Genomic DNA, 22992 nt, shown 5'->3' with positions numbered 1-22992 from the left:
GTTCTTCTCCATTGTAAAAAAAAAAAAATTTAATGTAAAAAAATTGAATCGTTCCCGCGAAATAGTGCAACATTTCCTGAGCGGGATGCTTCACGTAAAACATTCATATTGTTCATAGTAGTTAAAAATGCATCAATTTTTTCCGAGCTTCCCACCATTTCTAAAGTAACTTGTTTCAAGTTTGCATCAACAACCTTACCATGATATATCTCTACCATAGATAGTATTTTTTGATGAGTGAGCTCATCCGTAATGACCAGTTTAATCAAAGCGAGTTCTCGAATGATGCAATTATCAGGTTGTAAAATTTGGACTTTTACGACCTCAATCAGCTTATTCATTTGTTTCTGAATTTGTTCGATTTGTTCTTTGGTTCCATCCGTTTTTATTACAATCCGCGACATTCCTTTTTTATCACTAGGTGCCCCGGTAAAACTGATCATATTATGCCCGCGTCTACCAAACATACCCGCAATTTTCATTGTTACCCCAGGATGATCTTCGACTAAAAGTACAATAATATACTCTGAACTAGTTGTAGCTAACATTATCGTGACATCTCCTGTTCATAATACACCGAAAATGCATCTTCATTGGTGTTTTGTACTTTATAGCCAACTACTTCGCTTTCAATTCGAGGAAGTCGTCGATACCAATCATAGATTGATCGTTTTTCCCTTTTTCGGCTGAAGAATGTATTGAGTGCCCCCCCAGGAGGTAACATTGGTAGAATATTGGATTCTGGTTCTATCATTAATTCAACGATAAAGGATTCCTTTGATGAACGACATATTTCAAGAGCCATGCGTACTTCGGCGGGATCAGTTACTCGTAGACCTTTGAATCCATATGCCTCCGCTAATTTCACAAAATCAGGCCAATACTCCCCATTATCGCATTGCAGACATGTTCCAGCATATCGTTTTTCATGGAATAATTCTTGCCATTGTCTCACCATCCCAAGATATTGGTTATTCAAGATCACGATATTGACTTTGATGTTATGTTGCTTGAGGGTTGCTAATTCAGCCATATTCATTTGAAAGGATCCATCACCCGCTATCAACCAGACTTCAGAATCTGGTTTTGCCACCTTCGCTCCAATAGAGGCTGGAAAACCAAAACCCATAGTACCAAGGCCTCCTGAAGTGATCCATGTCCGAGGCTTTCGAATATTCAAATAATGACCACAGTACATTTGATTTTGTCCTACTTCACTCACAACAATATCATCTGGTTCCAATATTTGATTAATTTCATACATCACTTTTTCGGGTAAGATTAGACCAGTTTTTCCAGGAGTAGTTACATTGGGGATACCAGAAGAGGCTTTTAATCCATCTATGAATTTATACCACCATGATTTCATGGGATAAGACTCATTTCTTACCAAAGATTTTTGAATTTGATGATTAAATTCATCCAAAGCACATCTTGCATCGGCAACGATTGGGAGATCGACCGATACATTTTTTCCAATTTCTGCAGCATCGATATCTACATGAATTATTTTTGCATTGGACTGGCCAGGAAATTTCTGTAAATCACCTGTAATGCGATCACTAAACCGACAACCAAGAGCAATCACAACATCCGCTTCAGAAACAGCAAAATTGGCACGTTTCCGACCATGCATTCCAATCAATCCAAGCACATAGGGATGATCATCACTCAAAACTCCTTTACCTTTTAATGTATAGACCACTGGGATCCTAAGAGTGTCGACGAACTGTTGAAGAGCATCGGAGGCATTGGCTAGTAAAGTTCCACCTCCAGCAATGATTACAGGATATTGGGCTTCAGAGATTATTTGCAAAGCCGTTTTTACTTGCCGTTTTACTGCATTGGTGAATGTGATTGGATTATAACCAACTAAGGAGATATCCATAGGAATAGGTAATTTTGCCGTACTTTCGGCCTTTTGTACATCCTTAGGTAAATCAATAAAAACTGGACCAGGTCTTCCCGTTGTAGCGATATGAATTGCTTCTTTAAAAATTCGACCCACATCATTAACATTCTTGATTAGATAATTGTGTTTTGTGATAGCCATAGTAGAACCTATTAAATCGGCTTCTTGAAAAGCATCATTTCCAATTAAATGAGTTGGAACTTGCCCTGAAAATGCCAAGAGAGGAGAGCTATCGTAATAGGCATTGGCGAGAGCAGTGATTACGTTGGTCGCTCCAGGTCCGCTAGTGGTCATAACAACTCCCAATTTCCCAGAAGCGACTGCAAATCCTTCAGCCGCATGGCCTGCAGCTTGCTCATGTCGCATCAAAATACTTCGAATATCCGGATCTTCATAGATTTCGTCATAGAAGGGCATAATTGCACCTCCAGGATACCCAAAGAGGGTGGTGTTTCCTGTTTCTTTTAGGATTTTCTTTATAATTTTCGTGCCTTTGATAATTGTTCAACTCCTTACCAACTAATAAAGTATAATCGATAAGGAGCCAATCTAGCAAATAATAATAAGTACAAGTAAAATGACTAAAATCACGCGAATTTTTAAAAGAAAGAATGGAATTTTTCGAGCGTGAAATATTTTAGACATTAAGATTGGCTCCAAAGATATTGTTTTACTAAAAGTAAGAAAAGTAATTAAACTTTTTGAAAATGCCCCAATTATCAAAATTGAAATACTATATTACAAGTATTAAATCTCAAAATTCACTAAAAATATTTTATTCTAATATTGAGCAATTAGAATGAATTTCGTTAAAAAATCTTTAAATGTCATTTTTATCTCTGGTACTTTGCTATTGAAACCAGAAAGTTTTGATCAATTCCTACATTTTTATCGCTGATTTCACCTCAGGTACTTCCACTGAACTCTGATGTTCCACTGGATTGACATTATTCTTAAGTAATTTATAAATAAATGAATCGACTAAGGCAATAAATGAGGCCAATATAATGTTTGAATGCACTCCAACTGTATTCCATATCTGCCCATCTAGATCTTTAGTTTCTACTAAAACTCGAACACGGGAGGCAGTACCATGATCACTATCATAGACATTGCTGATGCGTACTTTGAAATCAGATAACTCGATTTCGTTTAACGCAGGATAGAAATTTATCAAGGCTTTTCGGAGCGCATTATCTAAAGCACTTACCGGCCCATTTCCAGAATCCGCTGTATGAAAATCGCGTTTAACATCCCCTTGAAAGAAAGAAGTTTTCACATTTGCATCAGTAAAAACTGAAATAGCATTCTTGTTAAATAGATTGCGGGCATCTATAACAACCCTAAAATAATCCACTTCAAAGAACTTTTGGCGATAAAAATTAATATCCCGATTTGAATCTGCGATTAAACTCCGGATCAAAATCTCGAGGGAAGCATCCGCACCTTCGTATGTATATCCCTTCGACTCCTTTGTCTTAATTTTTTTCAAGATTTCAGCAAGGAGAGGATTATCCTTATCAACAGGAATCTCGAATTGAGACATTTTTTGTAAAAGAGCACTTCGTCCGGCCATTTCACTTATTAAATATTTGCGTTTGTTTCCTAAACATTTTGGATTAATATGTTCGTAGAGAGAATTATTTTTCCGAACAGCGGCTATATGCATTCCACCTTTATGGGAAAAAGCATTGGATCCCACAAAAGGAGAATTTGCAGAGGGATTTAAGTTCATAATTTCAAGCGTTACATTTGCTAAGGAAGTTAAATTCGCAAAATTATCCTTCTGGATGATTTTTTGATTTAATTTAAGATTCAAAATTGGGATTAAGGTGATAAGGTTCGCATTGCCACATCGTTCTCCAATCCCATTTAAGGTTCCTTGAACTTGACAACGTCGCCCCGCATCTAAACACAGTTGTGTAAAGACTATGGAATTAGCAACGGCTAAACCAGAATCGTTGTGAGTATGGATTCCTAAAGGAACATTGGTATGTTTCAATATTTCTTGTCCAATTTGTTTTATATCAGAGGGAAGGCATCCTCCATTGGTATCACATAGGATCAGATAATCTGCTCCAGCATTTTCGGCAGCTAACAAAGTTTTTAAAGCATATTTTGGATTTTCGTTGTATCCATCGAAGAAGTGTTCCGCATCATAGATAACTGTTAACCCAGCTTCTTTGAGATATGTTACGGAATCAGCAATCATTGCCAAATTTTCCTCTGGTGAAGCGTGAATAGCTTCTAAATGTAAAATCCAAGATTTCCCAAATATTGTGGCTTTTTTCAGCCCACAAGTGGAAAGAGATAGTAGATTAGGATCATTTTGAGGGATATTTTTCACATTTCTGGTAGACCCAAAAGCCACCAACGCATCCAAAAGTTCAGGTGTGTTTTGTTTTACCATGGAAATCAATTCACGATCTTTCGGGTTGGAAAACGGGTAAATCTCAATATGATTAATATTCAACTGGTTGTGTAGCATCTGAACTAGTAAGTATTTGTCTCGCTGTGATAGCGCTATTCCGGCCATTTGTAAGCCATCGCGTAAAGTAGTATCGTAAAGTTGAACAAGTGTAGTATTCATTTTGATTTCCTGTGAGTTTTTGGTGATTTCCAAGATTTCCAAAATATCCTAATTAAATCTGCACCCTTCACCAAAAATTTAAACGTAAAAACGAGATTATTATCGGCAAAGAGTTTAATATCTTAGCAGATAATAATAAGAATAATCAAAGAAATAATGGTAATAATGCGTAAACCTAACCCTACCTTAGAAAGATTAACAATGGAGGTATTTTGAGGACAGGTTAGTTGTGACATTATTTGAGTTTCTCCTAAAGAGAATATGAAAAAAAGAATAACTATCAATATAAATTTAATGGGGAGGATTATGCTTGGGAGGAATTTTTTTCCCGTACAAGTTTGTTCAAGGCTTTAATCATGGCTAATACGGCACTCATGACCACATCCTCGTGGGTCGCATTGGAAGAGACGATATTATTGGTTTCAATATCTTCCACTTCTATGGATACATGCCCTAAAGCATCAGTACCTCCGGTGATGGCTTCAATATCAAATGAGAGCAATAGAATTTTCGACATTTTGGAAAAACATTTTACAATAGCATTGATGCTGGCATCCACAGGACCATTACCAATGGAGGAGGCAATTCTTTCAATGAAATCTCCATTGTTTCGAATTTTCAACCGAACCGTTGCAGTCGGGGTAACTGATCCGGTCAATACTGTCAATTCTTCTAATATTACGAATTTTTCTTGTTCTGGAATCTCCCCCATCACATCTTTAACGATAGCGAGAAAATCTTCCTCTCGAATTTCATGTCCTTTGTCGCCAATCCTTTTAATGTTATTCCGAATCGTTGAAAACTGCTCATCCGTAGGAATAATACCTATTTCATTAATTTTAGCCCTCAAGGCATGATTACCTGTGTGTTTTCCGAGTTTTATAGATTGGGCAACTATTGCTGATTTGGAATCAGAGCGCGGAATTCCTAATAATGAAGGAGAAATTGGTTCATAGGTTCGAGCATTTTGAATCATTGCATGAGCATGAATACCAGACTCATGGGAAAAGGCGTTTTTCCCAATCAAAGGAGTCAGTCTTCCAATCGAAATTTTTCCACCGCAATATCTTTCTACTAGTTTTGCAGTGGGATAAATTTTGTTATAGATAATATTGGATTTCAATCCATAGAGAGCATACAAAGACATGGCAGTTTCTTCAAATGCCGCATTTCCTGCTCGTTCACCTAAACCTAAGATTGTTGTTTGTGCTTCGGAAGCCCCATTTTCAAAAGCTGCAATGGTATTAGCAACACCTAAACCAAAATCATTATGGCAATGTGCCGAAATTCGGATATTTTTAGGCAACTTATTGTAATGTTCTTTTATTATGTATCCATACGCCATCGGGGTAATAGTCCCAACTGTATCTGGAATATTGATTCGAGTTGCCCCAGAATTTACAGCGAGTTCATTGCATTTAATCAGAAAATCCAAGTTTGTTCGAGTAGCATCTTCGGCCGAGAAGACTACATTGGTAAAATTTTCTTTCGCCTTGGAAACATAGCTTTCAATTTTCGATAGGACTTGATCTTGAGTCATTTTTAATTTATTCTTCAAATGCAGATCTGACGTAGCGATAAATACGTGGATGGCATCCAGATCGGCATCTACAGCGCAATCAATGTCTTGTTGATTTAATCGAGCCAATCCAGCAATTTCTGCCTTTAAGCCAAGTTTCACAATTTCTTTGCAGGCTTGAAAGTCGCCATCAGAGACGACGGGAAATCCTGCTTCAATCACATCGATGCCCAAATTATCTAGACTCCGGGCAATTTCGAGTTTTTCATTCATATTAAATACAATTCCATGGGTTTGCTCACCATCTCGTAGAGTAGTGTCAAAGTAGTAGGCGTGGGGAGGCAAATTCATTTGATTTTGCATCTTTTCCATCATTTGGGAAACTGAAATATTTTTATTTTGGGTCATAATTTGTCTAAAATCTCCTTTTGAATTCTAATGTTTCAACAGCGGCCCCTTAGATTCAAAAGAAAGATGGATTATAATAGCCAAGAATCTAAGAGGCCACTATAATAAGAGAAGAAGAACTAACAATTGCAAGTGTAATAAACCAAGAAGAGAAAATCCACGTAACGATAAAGTGTGAGAATGAGAATTTATCGATTTTGTGCGATTCATAGGATATTCCTTCTTATTTATAATAATGAAAATTTAATCACTGCAAATTAACCCCATTAAATTATCTTTTCATTAAAAACCTTTCTTCAAAACCAAAATTGGTCCAGATGACAAAAAAGTGGTATTTTTAATATATGAATATTTTAAATAACCTATGGAATATGATGAGGCGTTTCATCAAAAATCAGATAAAAAGTTGAGAAATGAGGTTAAAGTGATCAAATCATTTCAAATCAAACATTTCTGGATCATTGAGAAAAACTCATCATTGAACATTTTCTACCATGATTTTTCCCAAGATGGCGAATTAGACGGAATAATGATTTCCGGATTGCTATCAGCCCTAAATCAATTCAGTGAGATGAAAATGGGAAACCAAGGTATTGAATCGGTGAACATGGGAAATTTAAGTTGGGTTTATTACATTAATTCTGAGGCAAACTTGTTATATGTGGCCGCTACGGACCAACCGAGTCATTATCATTTAGTTCTTTCCCAATTAAAAGTCTTAGATCGGGTATTTATCAATGAATACAAAGTGAAAGGTATTTTTTGGGACTTCTGGGATAAGGAAACAACTCAATTCGATGGATTTCATACCAGAATCGAAAAGATCCATTTTCAATGGAAGCGAGCCTATCAATCAACAAATTTAGGTGAGATGTTTGATCTACTGGGAATTTATCAAAATCTCTTTATTAAACTCATTAGAATAGTAGAAAATAAATTTAGTGGGATGCGTCTAAAATATATTTTACTAAATTTGAAGAAGTTGCCGTTAATTCTTGAAACATGGTCTAGAAAGGAAGGATTCGAAAAAACTTTTGAAATATTGCATATCTTTATCCCTCGTGTAGATATGAAAAAAGAAAAGATCATCTTTGTGGAAGCAAATCGAAATAAATTATTTGAGATGAAGGTTGAAGATGTAGACATAGAAATTATGATTGATTTGTTCAATACATCCCTAAAACATTATATCACGATTATTTCAAAAGCATTGGGTGACCATGATTGGGCTCAAATGTTTAAAGAGCAAATTAAACCTTTTTTATTCAAGAATTGGGACTTTTTAGCCCATTTGGATGTTATTAAGGATCTGTTCCATCTCTTTTTGGATTAAAACGTGTTAGAGAAAAAGGAAAAAAAAAGTTACCAACCTGGAGTTTTAGACCGAATTCCAGGGGTTTTAGATTTTATTTTCGCCTTTTGAATTTGATTCTCTAAATCTTTTTGTAAATTTTGAACTTTGCGCATCCTTCCCTCGAGGTCTTTCTCCAATCGCTTGATTTTAGACTTTTCATTTTCAATGTCATTTCGTTCTTTTCTTAGACGTTTCTTTTCATCATTGATTCGTCGATTATCATTTTGAAGGTGTTTATTTTCATTTTTCAATTGATCATTATCACGTTTGATACGATTCCAATCTCCTTTAGCGTCATCAACCTTTTTCTCCATTGAACGCAGTTTCCGTTCGGCTTCAGGAATTTTTTTACGATAATTATTCCATTCATTTTCTGCTTGTTTTCGTTTTTGTTGTGTTTTTTTGAGATCATCAGCAGCATTTCGTTGGATTTTGTTCATACGATCTTCTTCTTGCTTCCGTTTCTTTCTTAAAGCATCTTTTTCATCTTGAATCCGATCACGGACTTTGTTTAAATCATCTTTCTCTTGATTTAATCGCTTACGTTCATCCCTTATCCTATCTTTTTCACGATTCAAGCGATCTACTTCATTTTGCAATTGATTTCGTTCTTTTTCTAGTGCTTTTCGATCCCTATTTGTTTTATTGAGACGTTCTTTTTCGTTCTGGAGATCGTCAATTAAATTTTGTTTCTTACGCTCAAGATTTTGGACATCCCGATCAAGACGATCTTTTTTCGAGTCAAAATCTTCAAGTTGTTCTTTTGCGTCATTGATTTTATCCTGAACTTTTATGCGGGTTTTTTTAATCTGATGATGGCGATCTTCAAGATCTTTCTCTCGATCTTCCAACTCTAGTTCTTTACGTCTAAGAACTCCATTTTTGTCTTCAAGATCATAAATTACATTGTCAAGTCGTTTCTTTCCTTCATCGAATGATTTATTCAAACGATCGATGTCTTCAACAATATTTTTCCGATCACGCTCAAGAATTTTGATATCATCAATCTTGTCTTTTCGTTTTTGTTCAAGTTCATCAAGGGAATCGGAATATTGTTGCATTTTGTTAAGTATTTTTTGCCATTGATTTCGTTCTTCTTCTAGTTTTTGACGTTCCGCTTCAAGTTTTTTGCGTTCAGATTTTAGTTGATTTGAATCAAGATCCGAGGGAGTTTTCGATGAAATAACAGGTGTTTTCACGCGAATAGTAGAATCGGGAGTTTTTTGCTTTACCACTTTGATCACAAAATAAATTTTGGAGATTGAGTTATTCTTACTCTTATATAAATTGCACCAACTTCCCTTATTTATGTTCGGTTAAGGTTAGAAAAAACTAAACACATAAAAAGCTGGAAACGATGATAAGGATCAAATTTCTTTTTTTCTCTGAAAAAAGGAAATGTAAATAAAAAAAGTGAAAACATATGTCAGAAGATTTTGATGACTTAGATGAAGATTTGGATGAAGATATCGAAGATAAAACCCCTGCTATTGCCTCAAAAACACCAAATGCGGCACAAGCACCAGGAGGTAAAGATATTTCAGTTTTCTTCATGTCTACAATTGGTCCTGGTGAGAAAAAGCAGAAATTACTCGTGAACACTGGAAATCAAGTTGGAGATATTAAAACAACTGTTGGAAATATATTTGGAGTTAATCCATCCGATTTTCACTTGTCCCATGGTGGAGTTACCATGGATGAAGGAAAATTCATAATGGATTATCCCGTCAAGGACGGAGATACAGTTTTACTTATTCCCGCAAGTACTGCGGGAATATAAAACATAGTTTCCTTTTTTTTCAATTACTATTTTTTTTTAAAAATTATTGAGGGATTATGTTTTGGAAGAATCAAATTTCTTTTCTAAAGATCTTACTGAATCAGAGCGCCAGCTTTATGACAGACAATTCCGGTTAAAAGGTTGGGATCAGCGAATATTGAAGAATGCTCGAGTTTTGATTGCAGGTGTAGGCGGTCTCGGTTGTGAAATAGCAAAAAATCTTACTATGCTTGGAGTTGGTCATATTGATCTAGTTGATTTGGATGTAATTGAGCATTCAAATTTAAATCGCCAAATGTTATTCATTAATGCAGATATAGCGAAGCCTAAAGCTATCGCCGCAGCGGAAATGTTACAAAAAATTAATCCTAATATTACATTGAAAGGATACCATACATCCCTTGAAAATTTGCCCCCTATTCTATTCAAGAAAGCAGATGTCATTGTAGGCGGATTAGATTCCATGAATGCGAGGGTTAATTTAAACCTACAAGCAATTCGATTTAATAAACCTTTGGTAGACGGTGGAGTTAATGGGTATCATGGTCATATTTATACGATCTTTCCTTTTGAAAACGCATGTTATGAATGCCATCCAACATCGTCGACTGAAAGTGATGAAATGGCCGCCTGTACTGTTGTTGGAATACCCCGTAAACGAGTTCATTGTCTTTTCAAAGCAACGATGGCCTATGAAGAGAAATTTGCAAAGGATCCAGATCCACAAAATTATGAAGATATTAAATTCCTAAAATCCTTTGCGAATAAGTTAGTCGATAAATATGGATTTAAACCAGATTTTACTGTAAAAGAAGTTATAAATATCATAGATCACCATGAACCAGGTATTATTACGATTAATGCAGTAATTGCGAGCATTCAATCTCAAGAAATATTGAAAATTCTCAACTATCTTAAGGGAAATACGGCATTAGGAATTCCAAGCAAAGAATATATTATTTATAATGGTATGACTGAACGATTTTATCATTTAGAAAAGCCGCGAAACCCCGAATGCTTTCAATGTGGCAAAAATGTGTTGCGTGAAGAATTCTATCTGCGAAAGGACCAAAACCTAGAATGTATCATAAATGCCTTGAAGATGAAGGGATATCATCTAGATGAAGAGATGGAACCTATTTTGACGGTACCAGATTTTGATTCACTAAGAGAGTTGGATTTAGAAAAAAATGCTAAGGAGAACAAAATACGGTCACTGTCTTTAATTACTCTTTCTGGGTTTCAAGAAGGGGAAATATATGTCACTATACGGTTATTTAAATAGACCAACTTCATTTTTTTTTAAACATACAATTGAAAAATACAAATAGCTATAAAAACATAGTATTAGCAATAAATAAAAAGAGTTTAGAAATATGAGTCTCAGACAAAAAAGAATTACACAAGATTACGCTAGATTAAAGAAATTGTACAAAGATGGGACAATTAAACAATTGAAAGCTTTTGATTCCAGTAAAAAAAGTATTGATCACTTGAAAATACTGTTAGTAGGACCAAAAGGAACAGCCTATGCAAAGGGATTATTTAGGCTTGAGATGAAATTCCCAGCAGAGTATCCAAGCCAACCACCATTCGTTCGTTTACACACACCAATATGGCATCCGAATTTTTGGCCCAAACCTACCGAATATGTAGGACAACGAAATATTTGCTTAGCGTTAGTGGATCCAAACTACATAGGAAAGAAGGGAGGTTGGAGTCCTTCAAAAACGGCAGTTACAGTGATTCAAGCAATTACAGCAATGTTGAACACTGCTGGATCGTATATTAATCCAACAGACGTATTTAATAAAAAAGCAGCGCTGGAAATGATGAAAGAGCCGAAAAAATTTGATAAAAAAGTCAAAAATTTAGTCAAGAAATACGCCAACAAAAAATGGTGATCAGGTAATTATTATGGAAAATGAAAACGATTCTCCTGAAATCAAGGAATTAAAAGTAAAATTAAAAGCAGAAATGCTAAAGCAATTAAAAAACGAGATAAAAAAAGAAGTTCTTCAAGAAATCTATCAGGAACTCAAAAATGAAGAGAGTAATGAGGAAAAATTTAGCGAACAAGAAATGCTTTCCGATGAAACTCTGAGTACAAGTTTTAAAAAAATAGTGAAGAAAAATAATGCCCAAGCGAATAGTGAAAAGTTAATTGGCTCCCAAATGGCACCAGTAAAAGAAGAAGAAAAAACTCTAATTTCAGCAAAAGCCATTTTAAAAATTGCAACTCATGCAAAAAAATATGCAAATGACAAAATAGAAAGATCTAAATGGGTAGAAGTTATTGGTTTATTGGCGGGAAAGTGGGATGAGCCCAATGAAGTACTTTATATTGAAGATGTCTACCCAATGGGGCATGGAAATGCCATTCATGCAGAAATTAAAGATTATAACAACTATGTTAAAGCATACACCGACTTGCAAAAAAAAGGCCTCTTTATTTGCGGATGGTATCACTCCCATCCATCCTATGGACTATTTTTAAGCTCTGAGGATATGGGGACTCAAGCTCGTTATCAGAAATTATGGAAAAAATCGGTAGCATTAGTTATCGATCCTTACCAAATTGATGGAAGTTCATATGGATTTAATATTTTCCGTGCTAATTTAAAGACTGCCAAGTGGTATGAAGTTCCGTTTAAAATCAAAGGAAATATCTCTCCAAATGTCCTTCCCGAACTGTTGGATTTTGCTAATCCTATTGTAGATGGTCAAGATTTGTTTTTGGAATATGACGAATAAAAATAAATAATTTTTTTTCCATCCTTTTTTTAGGGATTTTTAATTTTGGGAACTTAGGTAAAAACAATGAAAGTTTCAAAGATCATTTTATATTTTGTAGTTCTTGTAGTTAGCTTACTCATTGCAGTTTTTACCGGAAATGCACCAAGTGATTCTTTGAATGGTTTCTTTTCACATATATTACTTGGATTATGGCTTTGTATTTTATTCGAATATGTTTCCAAGATAAAACGAGTCCGCGAATATAGTGCTTCGCTGAATAATTTTGTAATTATATTTGGGGGTTTATTAGTAGGAACATTTTATGGGATTTGGGGAGATTTTACAACAATTTTGCAGGATGTGGTACTGCCTATCAATGTATCCTTCAATATTTGGACTCTAATTCTTGCTGTCCCCTATTTATTTTTTAGTATGATCTTATTGTCGTTTTGCATTTCAAAATATTTTACCGTTTTCATTGGAACCAAATCAATTGATGCTCGTCCATTTATGATCATTACAAGTTTGATTCTCATTTCTTTTGATTTTATTTATCTTGTTCTGGGAGGAAACGTGTTTCAAAATATTGCGCCTGAAACTTCTGGAATCAATTTGATAATTCTTCTGAATTTGTGTGTATTAGTAATCTATTTTCTCTTTGCGATCACCAAACGTAGGCCCAGAATCTCAGGATTTTCAATGCGAGGTGTTTCTAATAGGTTGAACAATATCGATCGTCAAATAGAGGACGCAGATCGTTTTGCCGATGCAGCTCGCCAGAGAGAGAAAAAAGCCCAAGCCCAAGAACAACAGAAGCGTGACCAGAGAAGAAGACAAAGAGATTTGGAGAGAAAACAATCTCGTCGTCGTGAGCAGGAAGAGAAAGCCCGGAGAAAACAACAAAGGGAACAAGAACGCCTACAACGTTCAAAGTCCAAATCGTCTTCTAAACCAAAAGTTTCTAGGACCACCTCTTCTTCCTCAGTAAGCAAAAAAGAACTTTTACGTATGAAACCAAAGACTGGAGTGTTAACCCCCGATGATTTCAAGTGTATATTCTGTTTTGAACTTCCGAGTACTTCTGACGGGCATCGGGGGATTGTTCTCTGTCCAAATTGTAATTATCCCGCCCACGTGGATGAATTCAAAAATTGGGTACGCACTTCTAGTCTATGTTCTCGTTGTGATGGGACGATTCCAAGCAGTTTTCGCCGTAATCCCAAAGTAATCCAAGTGAAAGACTACTTACGGGCCTACAAATTTTGGAAGAAAAAATTTTGAAAATAAATAAAGCAAATAATATTTTATAGCTCTTCTATGGTTGAAGAAAACAAATTTGATCAGATCAACTCATTAGAATCAAAAGCAAAATATCGTTCATATTTATTGTTCTTATCTGGCCAAATGACCTCAATTTTTGGCTCGTCAATTATAATGTTTGTATTAATTTGGCATTTAACGGATATGGTGGGAGAAAACAATACAATTCTCTCCTTGGCATTCTTTTTAGGGCTAATTCCTATTGTCATTTTATCCCCCATTGCAGGTGTGTTTGCCGACAAACATGACAAAAAGAAGATTATTATAATTGCCGATTCAGCTCAAGCATTTTTAACCTTAGGTATCATCCTAATTTTCTACTTCTCTGAGGTGAAAGTATGGCACATTCTCACTTTGAACTCATTGCGGAGTGTTTGTCAAGCATTCCATGAACCGGTCACTTTTTCATTGATTCCTCAATTGGTCCCCCCCTCAAAATTATCTCGTGTTAATGGTATCAACTTCTTCCTTTCTAGTATCATCCGAATAATTGGGCCCGTCATTGGAGCTTGGTTAATGGTATTCCTTGCGGTAGAGTTGATTCTTTGGATAGATATTATTACATTTCTTCTTGCTCTACTGACGATAATCCAAATTAAAATTCCGAAATCGCTTAAAGAGAAACAAATCGAGCAACAAAAACAAGAAATGGGAGATGCCTATGAACACCCTCCAGAACCATCCTTTTTCACGCAATTTAAAGAAGGGATCCATGCAATCAAAGAAATTAAGGGATTTACAGGTATCATGATTTTAGCAATTTTTGCAAACTTCATTATGCAACCCTTAGATGTGCTTCTTCCGAATTTTATTAAATATGAACATTTAGGTGAGAAACAGCACTTAGGGTACTTCATGGCATTCTTACAAGCAGGCATGTTATTAGGAGGATTAATTTCTGCCCTCAAGAAACGGTGGAAGAATGTTATAGCAATTATGTCTGTGGGATTATTTTCAACTGGAATCGGATTGTTATTGCTAGGTGTGATAGGGCAAAGTAATTTCATTTTGCTGTATACAGTAGCATTTTTCATGTTACTACTCAATCCAATTGTAAATGCACTTTTTCAAACAACTCTTCAGAGGAGTGTCCCTCCTGAAAAAATGGGAAGAGTTATATCCGTTGTGGTAAGTTTAGCTACTTTAGCCTCTCCCATTGGTATGATCCTTGCTGGCCCTATTGCTGATGCATTGGGTTCGATTCGAGAATTGTATGTTTGGTGTGGAATTTTAAACATAATAATTGTTGCTTTCACTCTCTATTCTAAAAATAGCAGGATATTTTTGAAAGAAATGCAAACCCAACAAGATACTGTGCACCTGGAAGCGGATTAATTTTTTTTTTTGATTTATACTAGTTATCAAGCGCATTTCAATAATTCGATAGAAATACATAATCAAAATAATAAATTTCGCTTAAATGCAAAATTGATTCAAAAGGATAATTAATTTCATTTGATCTCTTGATTAACTGATTTTATTTGAAATAACTTTGATGGATGTGCAGTTATTCATGATACCATCTTATCATTGAGTTATCATGTAAAATCACTAAAACAGCATTTTCATCATTATAGGGAGTATAATGATAACATCTACCATAACCCTTAAATATAAAAAAACCATAATATAGATAAAGTAGTTCAAAAATGTAATCTCAGCATAGCAGATCACATTTACAGGAGATAAGATATTGGGTAAATCTAGTGATGAAAAAGTTAACTTAGCAAGACAACTTCTTCAATTAGGTGTGCCCTATCGAGAAATTCAAGCTACTTTGAAATCCAAATTTGGAAGTGGGATGTCGAACACCACTCTCAAAAAAATGCAAGAAAAGATGGAAGAAGCCAAATCTCTTCGTGAGCAGTTAGATCGATGCCAAGAAGAACGAAACCTATATAAGAAATTATATTTCGAATTATTAGAAGCAGTAAAAAAGAAACTGTGACCCCTTTTTTTATATTGGTGATAAACGCGATGAAAAACTCTAATCTCATAAAAAAAAAAACAATGGTCATCCTTTGGATTATGTTATCTCTGGTTGTCTATCATTTTGTACCAAGTGTTTCTAGTCTTGATGGAGATGTAATCAAATGGTTGCTTCTGATTTTTCCAATTCTTTCCGGATTTTATCTATATATTTGGATATCCATTTATAGGCCAATCTCTTTCAGTATGAAGAATTATGAGATTATAATGATATTGGGCTGGAGTTTCATAAATCTAATCAAAATTGGGTTGTCTTTTGATCTTGATGGAACTATCTTATCATTCAATAGCACTTTTGGGATATTTGGGATTACTATTATTTTTATTATCATAGATATCTTCATACTAATCAGAATTTCATTAGATTATGAGGAGAAGTTTAATAAATGGATCAAATTGGAAATTTTTTCTAGAAATGAGGCAAAGGGAAAGGAAATAATATTTTTCATTACAATTCAGATGATTTTGTTAGAATTAGCAATTTTTACGGTATTTGTTTTACTATTTGGTTGTTTTAGTTTTGCATTTATTGGAGCAATTATTTTTTGTATTTATCACCAAAAACACAATCCATCCACACAAGATTTAACAAAATATGTGCGATTAGTTTTTTTTAGTGGAATCTCTGGAAGCACTATGGGAATTTATGTCGTTTATATCTATTATTTAGGAGAGATATTCGCTGGAATGTCAATTTTAATTGATATAATATTATTGCTAATATCATTAACTGGAATAGTAGCGTTTTATGCTCATTTTGCACAGATTCATTACTATCCTATTGAAAAATATGAATATATAGCCACTGGAGAAAATTCTCATACAAAGAAATGTAACTATTGCTCTACCCCATTCCAAGAAGTCAATATAACAGAATTAATTGATCAAGGGAAAAGTACCTGCCGTTTTTGTGGAACGAAACTTTACAAATATGAAGTCGTTCAACTTGAAGAAAAAGAAATGTTAGAAGAACATGAAAAAATTCTAACCGATTTTAACAAAAAACTCATAATTGACCTTGATAATTTAACCCAAAAGTTCACAGAAACTTCAATTCAATTTTTTTTATAATATGGTGGTGATGTATACAATGAAAAACCCAAATCTAGCAAAAAAAATTTCAATAATTTTTCTTTGGATCATATTTTCTCTTGTTTCTTATCCGTTTGCACAAAATTCTGAAGTTGTGAGTAATGATTGGAAAATTTCCGAATGGTTTATTATCATTTTTACAATTCTTTCGGGATTTTATTTATATACATTGATCTCTGTTTATCGACCGGTCTCTTTTAATATGAAGAATTATGAGATCTTAATGATACTAGGCTGGGTTATTATGAATTTTATAAAAATTTCAATTATACCTGCTTGGAGTAACAATATTGGTGCATCGTGGAGTACATTTACCGCAATAATTGCAGATATACCAATATTATTATTAATATCTGCTCATTATGAAGAAGAGGGCAGGAAATGGATCAATATACAATTTCATTATAGAAATGAAGCGAAAGGAAAAGAAAAACTCATATTTATTATATTACAAGTTCTTTTAGTTGAAATGGCAGTTTTTTTAAGTTTAGAAGGAGGTAGCTTCATTTTCGCGTTTTTAGGAGTGATTAATTTCTATCGATATCATCAAAAATATAAACCTACTACACAAGATTTCACAAATTACATCCGTTTGATTTTCTTTTGTTGCATTTCTGGAAGTATTATGGGATTTTTAATATCCTACTGTTATTATATGGGAGAAATCAGAATTGTTTGGGAAAATATTATAGATTTAATTTTATTATTAAATTCTTTTAGTGGGATAATAGCCTTCTATGCCCATTTCACACAACTTCGTTATTATCCAGTTGAAAAAGATGATTTTACAGCAGGAGGAAAAGTATCTAATACTAAAATATGTAAGTATTGTTCCACACCTTTCCAAAAAGTCAATGTTTCAGAATTAATTGACCAAGGGAAAAGTTTCTGCCGTTATTGTGGAACAAAACTTTACAAATATGAAGTAATCCAGCTTGAAGAAAAAGAAATGTTGGAAGAACATGAAAAAATTCTGACCGATTTTAATAAAAAACTCATCATTGACATTGATAACTAACCGAAGACAGACCTCACTGAAAAAAACCCCTCTGCATCCAAAAAGACACAACCCAACCCAAAAAGACTTTTTTTTTTTTATTTTTTTTTCTGCAAAAATCCTTTCCTCATATTGAATAAATTTTGATTCTTGACTATTCAGGACATCTGACCCTATAAAATGATATTATTCATTTTTGTCCATACTTGTTTGATTAAATTTAGAATATGTGGTAATTTCCTTAGAATAATCTTTAAGGACACCTTAAATTTTCTGTTTTTCTTCTTTCAATCCAGCATATAGAAGGAAACCTGCAGGTATAATAGTTATGCTTACGATGAGAAGAATTGTTCTTCCTGTTGGATTATTGAGAGTATTGAAAATGAAATTCCCAATAACGATGAGATCCATCAATAATATTCCAATAATACTATAGATAAATTTCCGACTGTATTTAGAGGATTTTCCCCCCATCTGTTTGAATAATCTAAAACCTGAAAATATTACGGCGATTGCGATACTCTGAGAAATTACTAACCCATAAATACAAAAGGCAAGGGACCAAACAGGAACACCCACATCTAATGGATCTTGTAAACGGGTTGAATATCCTATATCGTTTAAACCAGAATCATATTGCCATTGAACTCCACCGAATATTCCAATTAAAAATAATCCTAATAATAAAACAAGGAATAAACCAATATATTGGAATTGTTTACTTAAGGTAAAGGCTTTTTGAGATTTGAAAAGGATCTGATTGAAGAAAAATAACTGCAATATTCCTATGATTGTTAAGGAAATGGTGAGAATATTTCCGATTATATTGAATTGAAGATTGTCAAATCCTCGATATAAAATATTGATAAATAATCCTATTGCGGGAATGATGAAAACTCCTGCTAAAGTTAAAGAAATTCGTGTTCTTTTACGGGCGATAATTTTATAGCCCCAAAACAAAAACATCATCATGATAGAGCCGTTGATGAGAAATGTCTGAAGAATTGCTGTTGATACCATATAATCACAACCTATTATAGATTATTACAAAATTGTTCTTTATTAATTTAAAGGAAAAAAGAAAGATCTTCGTCTTGCGAATTGTCAGAAAATAAAGACTGAAAAGAAAGAAATAAAACAAAAAAAAGGAAATAGATTAATACTTATTGACAGTTTAAACAAATGGAGTCAGCCCAAGAAGGACATTTCACCATCATTTCCTGGCAATTTTGACAGCATCCTCCATTCTTGGTAGAATTAGTACAAGATTCACATACAAACACGTTAAAACATTCAAGTTTAAAACCTTCACTGCATTCTGAGCAAAAGGAATTGCCGCAAGATTCACAGATTAGTGCACAACATTCTCCATAAAAAGTTCCTCAGGAACAACGATCAATTTCATTATCATCCCAATCGGATTCTGCCCCACATAATCCACAATACCATCCTTGAGACGGTCGACCCATAGTTTTATTTTATCTATCTCTTTTAAAAAGCCGAGAAATTTCCAACCACTTGATACATTTATAAGCAAGTAAAGAAAATTTAGAAAATGGAGGAATTTGTTTTGACTGAATTAACATATGAACCCTATCATAAACTATCACGAACTGAATTTATAATCAATCTGGCAATTGCAGCATTGGTACTTATCACGGGAATTATTCTCCTCGCACTCAATTTAAATGAGAGCTTTGATTCAAGTAATGAGGCTCTTGTTCAGATTTTTGAAATCATCACATTATTTGGAGATGAAGAACTTTATATTGTATTTTTTGCTGTCTTTTATTTTGGAATTGACAAAAAATTTGCTAAACGACTGCTGATCGGTTTTCTTATATCCCTTCATCTCACCGATTTTGGAAAAACGTTGTTCAAAGATCCGAGACCTTTATCCAATGATCTTCGAGGAGAAGATGCAGCGACAGGATATGGATTTCCAAGTGGACATTCTAGCGGAACCTTGAGTTTTTGGGGCTATACATTTTTCAATTTCAAGGGAGAAGAAAAGAAAAAAGGAATTCCATGGCAATCTTTAGCGATCTTTTTGATTATAGCCGTTCCGATATCACGATTAATAATTGGGGTCCACGATCTACAAGATGTCATTGGGGGAATTGTTGTAGGATTTATTGTTATCACTCTCTATATGTTCTACGCGCCGAGAGTGAGAGAAGTTACAAAATCTTGGTCAATGAAAAAACAGATTGGAATTGGAGTCACAGTAAGTGTAGGTTTATGGATTTTAAGCTCTTTACTCCTTTATTTAGTTAATTTCGCAGATGGAATAGATTATCTTAAAGATGCTTTTCAACAACTCTCCGTTTCTTGTGCCTTAATGTGTGGTGGAGCAATTGCATTTCCATTAGAGGTAAATCATATTAAATACGACCCACGTCCTTTAATTTGGTGGAAAAAACTAATTGCCATTGCAATCGGATTTGCATTAACCTTTGGGATATTTTTAGGAGCGGGATTTTTGTTCGATCTCTTCCCCAGCATCTATTTTATAACTAGATTCATTAAATATGGACTAATGATGATTATAGCAGGTCTAGCTGTCCCCTGGTTACTCAAAAAAATATTTAAACAGTGATTTTTTCTCTTTTTTTACTTTACTTTTACTTTTCTTTACTAATTTGGCATTATTTTTAACAAAATTCACTGGAAAATGTTCCTGGATTTACAATTTCCCATAAAATATTGGACGATGCCTTTTTTCTCTTTTAAATCAAAGTAATGAGTCAACAACGATTAATTACTTGGAAACAATGTTCTTTTTCGGAAATCCTAGTCTTCATTGACCCATTTAACTAAATCGTTGTATATATCTTTTGCGAGAGAGTATCCTTGGTTGAATAATTTGACCAATTTTTCGGTATTTTTTGTCGTTCTTCCAACATCTAATAACATCTCTGGACGCAAAATGAAGACTTTTCCTTCGCTTTCCATTGTGTCAAGTAGATCTAAAGTATCATTATACATTTTATGCCTAGAAATCATTAAGTTCTGCAGTTGATCATAGCCTTTGAACATCTTTTTGATTAATTTAAGATGTTTAAAGGGTTCCTTACGATATCCTTGAGGTTGTGTTAAAATAACTACACATTTTGTACATCCATCCTCAAATGCTTTTTGGACTGGAATCGGATCTGAAACTCCTCCATCCAAATACGGAGTATCATTGATATATCGAAAAGGAGTAATTAAAGGTAGACTGCAGGAAGCAGCCGTGATATTCATAATTTCTTCTGAAGAATGGTTACTTTTGTAGAAATACTCGATCGAAGCGGTTTTAGCATTTGTGACCCCGATGACATGTTCTGAAGAGGAATTGAAGTATTGATCATAATCGAACGGTATCAAATTATTTGGAAGTTCTCGGAAAATGAAATCCCATCCGAAAATACTTCTCATTTTAACGAAATTTTTAAGACTAAGAAAACGAGAGTCTTTAATGTATTGAATATCCACTTTCCAATTTCGGCCAATTTGCTGGGAGACATACGAAAGTGTATTAGACGCTCCGGCAGAAACACCTATCACATAAGGAAAATGAAGATCTTTTTCAAGAAAATAATCGAGTATTCCGCAAGTATGAACTACTCTTTGACCTCCGCCTTCACAGCATAGACCGATTTTTTGGGAAATTTCCATTGCTACAATTTTAGTTAAGATAAGGTCAATAAAAACACTTTTTTTACTCTATAGGGGGAATGTAGTAACTTTGAAGTTACCCTACAAATTGACAGTAAATCGTTCGAGAACGGGGTTTTTCATCGAATTCACAAAAAATAATCTGTTGCCAAGTACCCAACATAATGCTTCCATCAATAACAGGCACAGTATAAGTTGGTTTTATGAGAAAACTCCGCAAATGGGAATGTCCATTGTGATCTCCCCATGTTTGATGATGAGCATAATCTGGACCTTCAGGCGCAATTTGATGAAGGAGTGCAGGAATATCATGATTGATTAACCCTGGTTCGTATTCTACACAGCTGATTCCTCCTGTACTACCAGGACAAGAGATATTCAGAATTCCATTTTTTATTGAGCTTTGATTGGCTAGGGATTGAATCTGATCTGTTATATCCACGATTTCATCAACTTTTGTGTTTATTTTTATTTTGTGTAATTCAGAAACCATGATCATTATTTGGATTTGCACTAAATAAATCAATTTACATTATCCCAAAATTTTTTAAATTAGACATGCCTAATATTAATTAGGATTTCTTCCATCCCAAGTTATTAACTCAAGTGATCATCATGAAAATTCTCATCTATGGTGCAGGTGTGATAGGCAGTCTTTATGCCACACGATTATATGAAAATAGGGCAAATATTGAAAAAATTCTATCACAGCTTCAAACTGATCAAATAGATCAAGGAACTTCCTCTTTCCAAATTACTTTACTTGCTCGAGGGGCAAGATATTCTTCAATAAAAAAGGAAGGAGTTGTAATAGAGCACTATCTCCAACAACGACGTACCCGCGAATATGTGCCAGTAATTGAAAAATTGTCCCCTAGCGATTATTTTGATTTTATCATTGTTATTATGCGGAAAAATCAGATAAAAGAAATTTTACCGAAACTAAATCAAAATATTTCACCTAATATTGTTTTTATGGGAAATAATGGAACATGTATCGAAGATTTCAAAGATGAAATAGATCCTAAACGGATTTTGCTAGGTTTTCCCTCAGCAGGAGGACAGCGGGAAGATCAACTAATCAAATCAATCTATCGAGAGGATTCACCTCTAACGATTGGGGAAATCTCAGGAGAGACAACTCGTCGAATTAAAACATTGAAAACGATTTTAGAAACGGCAGGAATTCAAGTAAAAATCGCAGAAAACATTGATGCTTGGTTGAAATACCATATAGCTTTAGTTAGTCCATTAGCCAATGGAATATATTTAGCAAAGGGAGATAATTTTGCCTTAGCAAAAAATAAACATGCAATGAAACTCATGATAACCGCTATAAAGGAAGGATTCAGAGTCCTTCAAGATTTAGGACATCCCATTACCCCAAATTATCTTAAAAAGTTGTACCACATGCCTCGTTTCGTCCTTCGAATGATGCTAAAAAAATTAATGGGTTCTGAAAATGGAAAATTAGCCATGCGAGATCATGCGATGGCAGCTCCGGATGAAATGTTACAGATTGCGAATGAATTCAAAAAAATCAAACAAGAATCTTCAATTCCTACTCCATCAATCGATACATTATTTGAGTATCTGCCAAACAATTGAGTGAAAAGAACCATAATAATTTTTTTA

General features: G+C 34.3%; 20 protein-coding genes. 12 read left to right on the top strand and 8 right to left on the bottom strand.

Features of this window, described 5'->3' with window-relative positions; genetic code table 11:
* Positions 1 to 29 precede the first annotated feature (29 nt).
* The 4 genes from ilvN to NEF87_RS15045 form a co-directional block, all read right to left on the bottom strand.
* The gene (ilvN, locus tag NEF87_RS15060; protein WP_371802221.1) at positions 30 to 548 is read right to left on the bottom strand and encodes an acetolactate synthase small subunit; all 519 of its coding nucleotides are present in this window, start codon (positions 546 to 548) and stop codon (positions 30 to 32) included.
* Complete coding sequence (ilvB, locus tag NEF87_RS15055; protein ID WP_457920129.1) at positions 548 to 2395, bottom strand: biosynthetic-type acetolactate synthase large subunit; 1848 nt, start codon at positions 2393 to 2395, stop codon at positions 548 to 550. Before ilvB ends, ilvN begins: the two co-directional genes overlap by 1 nt.
* A 397-nt stretch (positions 2396 to 2792) precedes the next feature.
* Positions 2793 to 4502, bottom strand: coding sequence for a citramalate synthase (gene cimA / locus NEF87_RS15050; protein WP_457916449.1), 1710 nt, complete (start codon positions 4500 to 4502; stop codon positions 2793 to 2795).
* 304 nt (positions 4503 to 4806) lie between these two features.
* Positions 4807 to 6429 (bottom strand): 2-isopropylmalate synthase, encoded by a 1623-nt coding sequence (locus NEF87_RS15045; protein WP_457916448.1) that lies wholly within the window; start codon positions 6427 to 6429, stop codon positions 4807 to 4809.
* Between the two features lie 364 nt (positions 6430 to 6793).
* Here NEF87_RS15045 and NEF87_RS15040 point away from each other — a divergent pair, with 364 nt between their 5' ends.
* Positions 6794 to 7762 (top strand): hypothetical protein, encoded by a 969-nt coding sequence (locus NEF87_RS15040; protein ID WP_371802218.1) that lies wholly within the window; start codon positions 6794 to 6796, stop codon positions 7760 to 7762.
* Positions 7763 to 7791: 29 nt separating this feature from the next.
* Here the strand turns inward: NEF87_RS15040 and NEF87_RS15035 are convergent, their stop codons facing one another.
* Positions 7792 to 9018, bottom strand: coding sequence for a hypothetical protein (locus NEF87_RS15035; RefSeq protein WP_457916447.1), 1227 nt, complete (start codon positions 9016 to 9018; stop codon positions 7792 to 7794).
* Positions 9019 to 9206: 188 nt separating this feature from the next.
* Here NEF87_RS15035 and NEF87_RS15030 point away from each other — a divergent pair, with 188 nt between their 5' ends.
* From NEF87_RS15030 to NEF87_RS14990, 9 genes are all read left to right on the top strand, one after another.
* On the top strand, positions 9207 to 9563 hold the full coding sequence (locus NEF87_RS15030; RefSeq protein WP_371802216.1) for a ubiquitin-like domain-containing protein: 357 nt from the start codon (positions 9207 to 9209) through the stop codon (positions 9561 to 9563).
* Positions 9564 to 9624: 61 nt separating this feature from the next.
* Positions 9625 to 10848 carry a HesA/MoeB/ThiF family protein gene (locus tag NEF87_RS15025; RefSeq protein WP_371802215.1) on the top strand — a complete coding sequence of 408 codons (1224 nt, stop codon included), beginning with the start codon at positions 9625 to 9627 and terminating at the stop codon, positions 10846 to 10848.
* A gap of 91 nt (positions 10849 to 10939) precedes the next feature.
* Positions 10940 to 11467: a ubiquitin-conjugating enzyme E2 gene (locus NEF87_RS15020; RefSeq protein WP_371802214.1), complete on the top strand. Its 528-nt coding sequence runs from the start codon at positions 10940 to 10942 to the stop codon at positions 11465 to 11467.
* A gap of 13 nt (positions 11468 to 11480) precedes the next feature.
* Positions 11481 to 12317: a hypothetical protein gene (locus NEF87_RS15015; protein WP_457916446.1), complete on the top strand. Its 837-nt coding sequence runs from the start codon at positions 11481 to 11483 to the stop codon at positions 12315 to 12317.
* A 66-nt stretch (positions 12318 to 12383) separates the two neighbouring features.
* A complete protein-coding gene (locus tag NEF87_RS15010) occupies positions 12384 to 13580 on the top strand; it encodes a hypothetical protein (protein ID WP_457916445.1) in 1197 nt (398 codons plus the stop codon).
* A 36-nt stretch (positions 13581 to 13616) separates the two neighbouring features.
* On the top strand, positions 13617 to 14954 hold the full coding sequence (locus NEF87_RS15005) for an MFS transporter (protein WP_457916444.1): 1338 nt from the start codon (positions 13617 to 13619) through the stop codon (positions 14952 to 14954).
* A gap of 358 nt (positions 14955 to 15312) precedes the next feature.
* Positions 15313 to 15567, top strand: a complete 255-nt coding sequence (locus NEF87_RS15000; RefSeq protein WP_457916443.1) for a hypothetical protein — start codon at positions 15313 to 15315, stop codon at positions 15565 to 15567.
* 29 nt (positions 15568 to 15596) lie between these two features.
* Complete coding sequence (locus NEF87_RS14995; RefSeq protein ID WP_457916442.1) at positions 15597 to 16679, top strand: hypothetical protein; 1083 nt, start codon at positions 15597 to 15599, stop codon at positions 16677 to 16679.
* A gap of 19 nt (positions 16680 to 16698) precedes the next feature.
* Positions 16699 to 17718: a hypothetical protein gene (locus tag NEF87_RS14990; protein WP_457916441.1), complete on the top strand. Its 1020-nt coding sequence runs from the start codon at positions 16699 to 16701 to the stop codon at positions 17716 to 17718.
* Between the two features lie 243 nt (positions 17719 to 17961).
* Here the strand turns inward: NEF87_RS14990 and NEF87_RS14985 are convergent, their stop codons facing one another.
* Complete coding sequence (locus NEF87_RS14985; RefSeq protein WP_457916440.1) at positions 17962 to 18717, bottom strand: hypothetical protein; 756 nt, start codon at positions 18715 to 18717, stop codon at positions 17962 to 17964.
* Positions 18718 to 19267: 550 nt separating this feature from the next.
* On the opposite strand from NEF87_RS14985, the gene NEF87_RS14980 reads away from it, so the two are divergent.
* Positions 19268 to 20296 (top strand): phosphatase PAP2 family protein, encoded by a 1029-nt coding sequence (locus NEF87_RS14980; RefSeq protein WP_457916439.1) that lies wholly within the window; start codon positions 19268 to 19270, stop codon positions 20294 to 20296.
* Positions 20297 to 20490: 194 nt separating this feature from the next.
* On the opposite strand, the gene NEF87_RS14975 is transcribed toward NEF87_RS14980, so the two are convergent.
* Complete coding sequence (locus tag NEF87_RS14975; protein WP_457916438.1) at positions 20491 to 21357, bottom strand: patatin-like phospholipase family protein; 867 nt, start codon at positions 21355 to 21357, stop codon at positions 20491 to 20493.
* A gap of 76 nt (positions 21358 to 21433) precedes the next feature.
* Positions 21434 to 21850, bottom strand: coding sequence for a secondary thiamine-phosphate synthase enzyme YjbQ (locus NEF87_RS14970; RefSeq protein ID WP_371802207.1), 417 nt, complete (start codon positions 21848 to 21850; stop codon positions 21434 to 21436).
* A gap of 122 nt (positions 21851 to 21972) precedes the next feature.
* Between NEF87_RS14970 and NEF87_RS14965 the strand changes: the two genes are divergently transcribed.
* Positions 21973 to 22965, top strand: coding sequence for a ketopantoate reductase family protein (locus tag NEF87_RS14965; protein WP_457916437.1), 993 nt, complete (start codon positions 21973 to 21975; stop codon positions 22963 to 22965).
* Positions 22966 to 22992: the final 27 nt, after the last annotated feature.

The sequence above is a fragment of the Candidatus Lokiarchaeum ossiferum genome, from assembly GCA_025839675.1.
Lineage (GTDB): Archaea > Asgardarchaeota > Lokiarchaeia > Sigyniarchaeales > Promethearchaeaceae > Lokiarchaeum > Lokiarchaeum ossiferum.
Note: the sequence above shows the minus strand (reverse complement) of the source record. Positions and strands in the feature narration are given on the sequence as shown.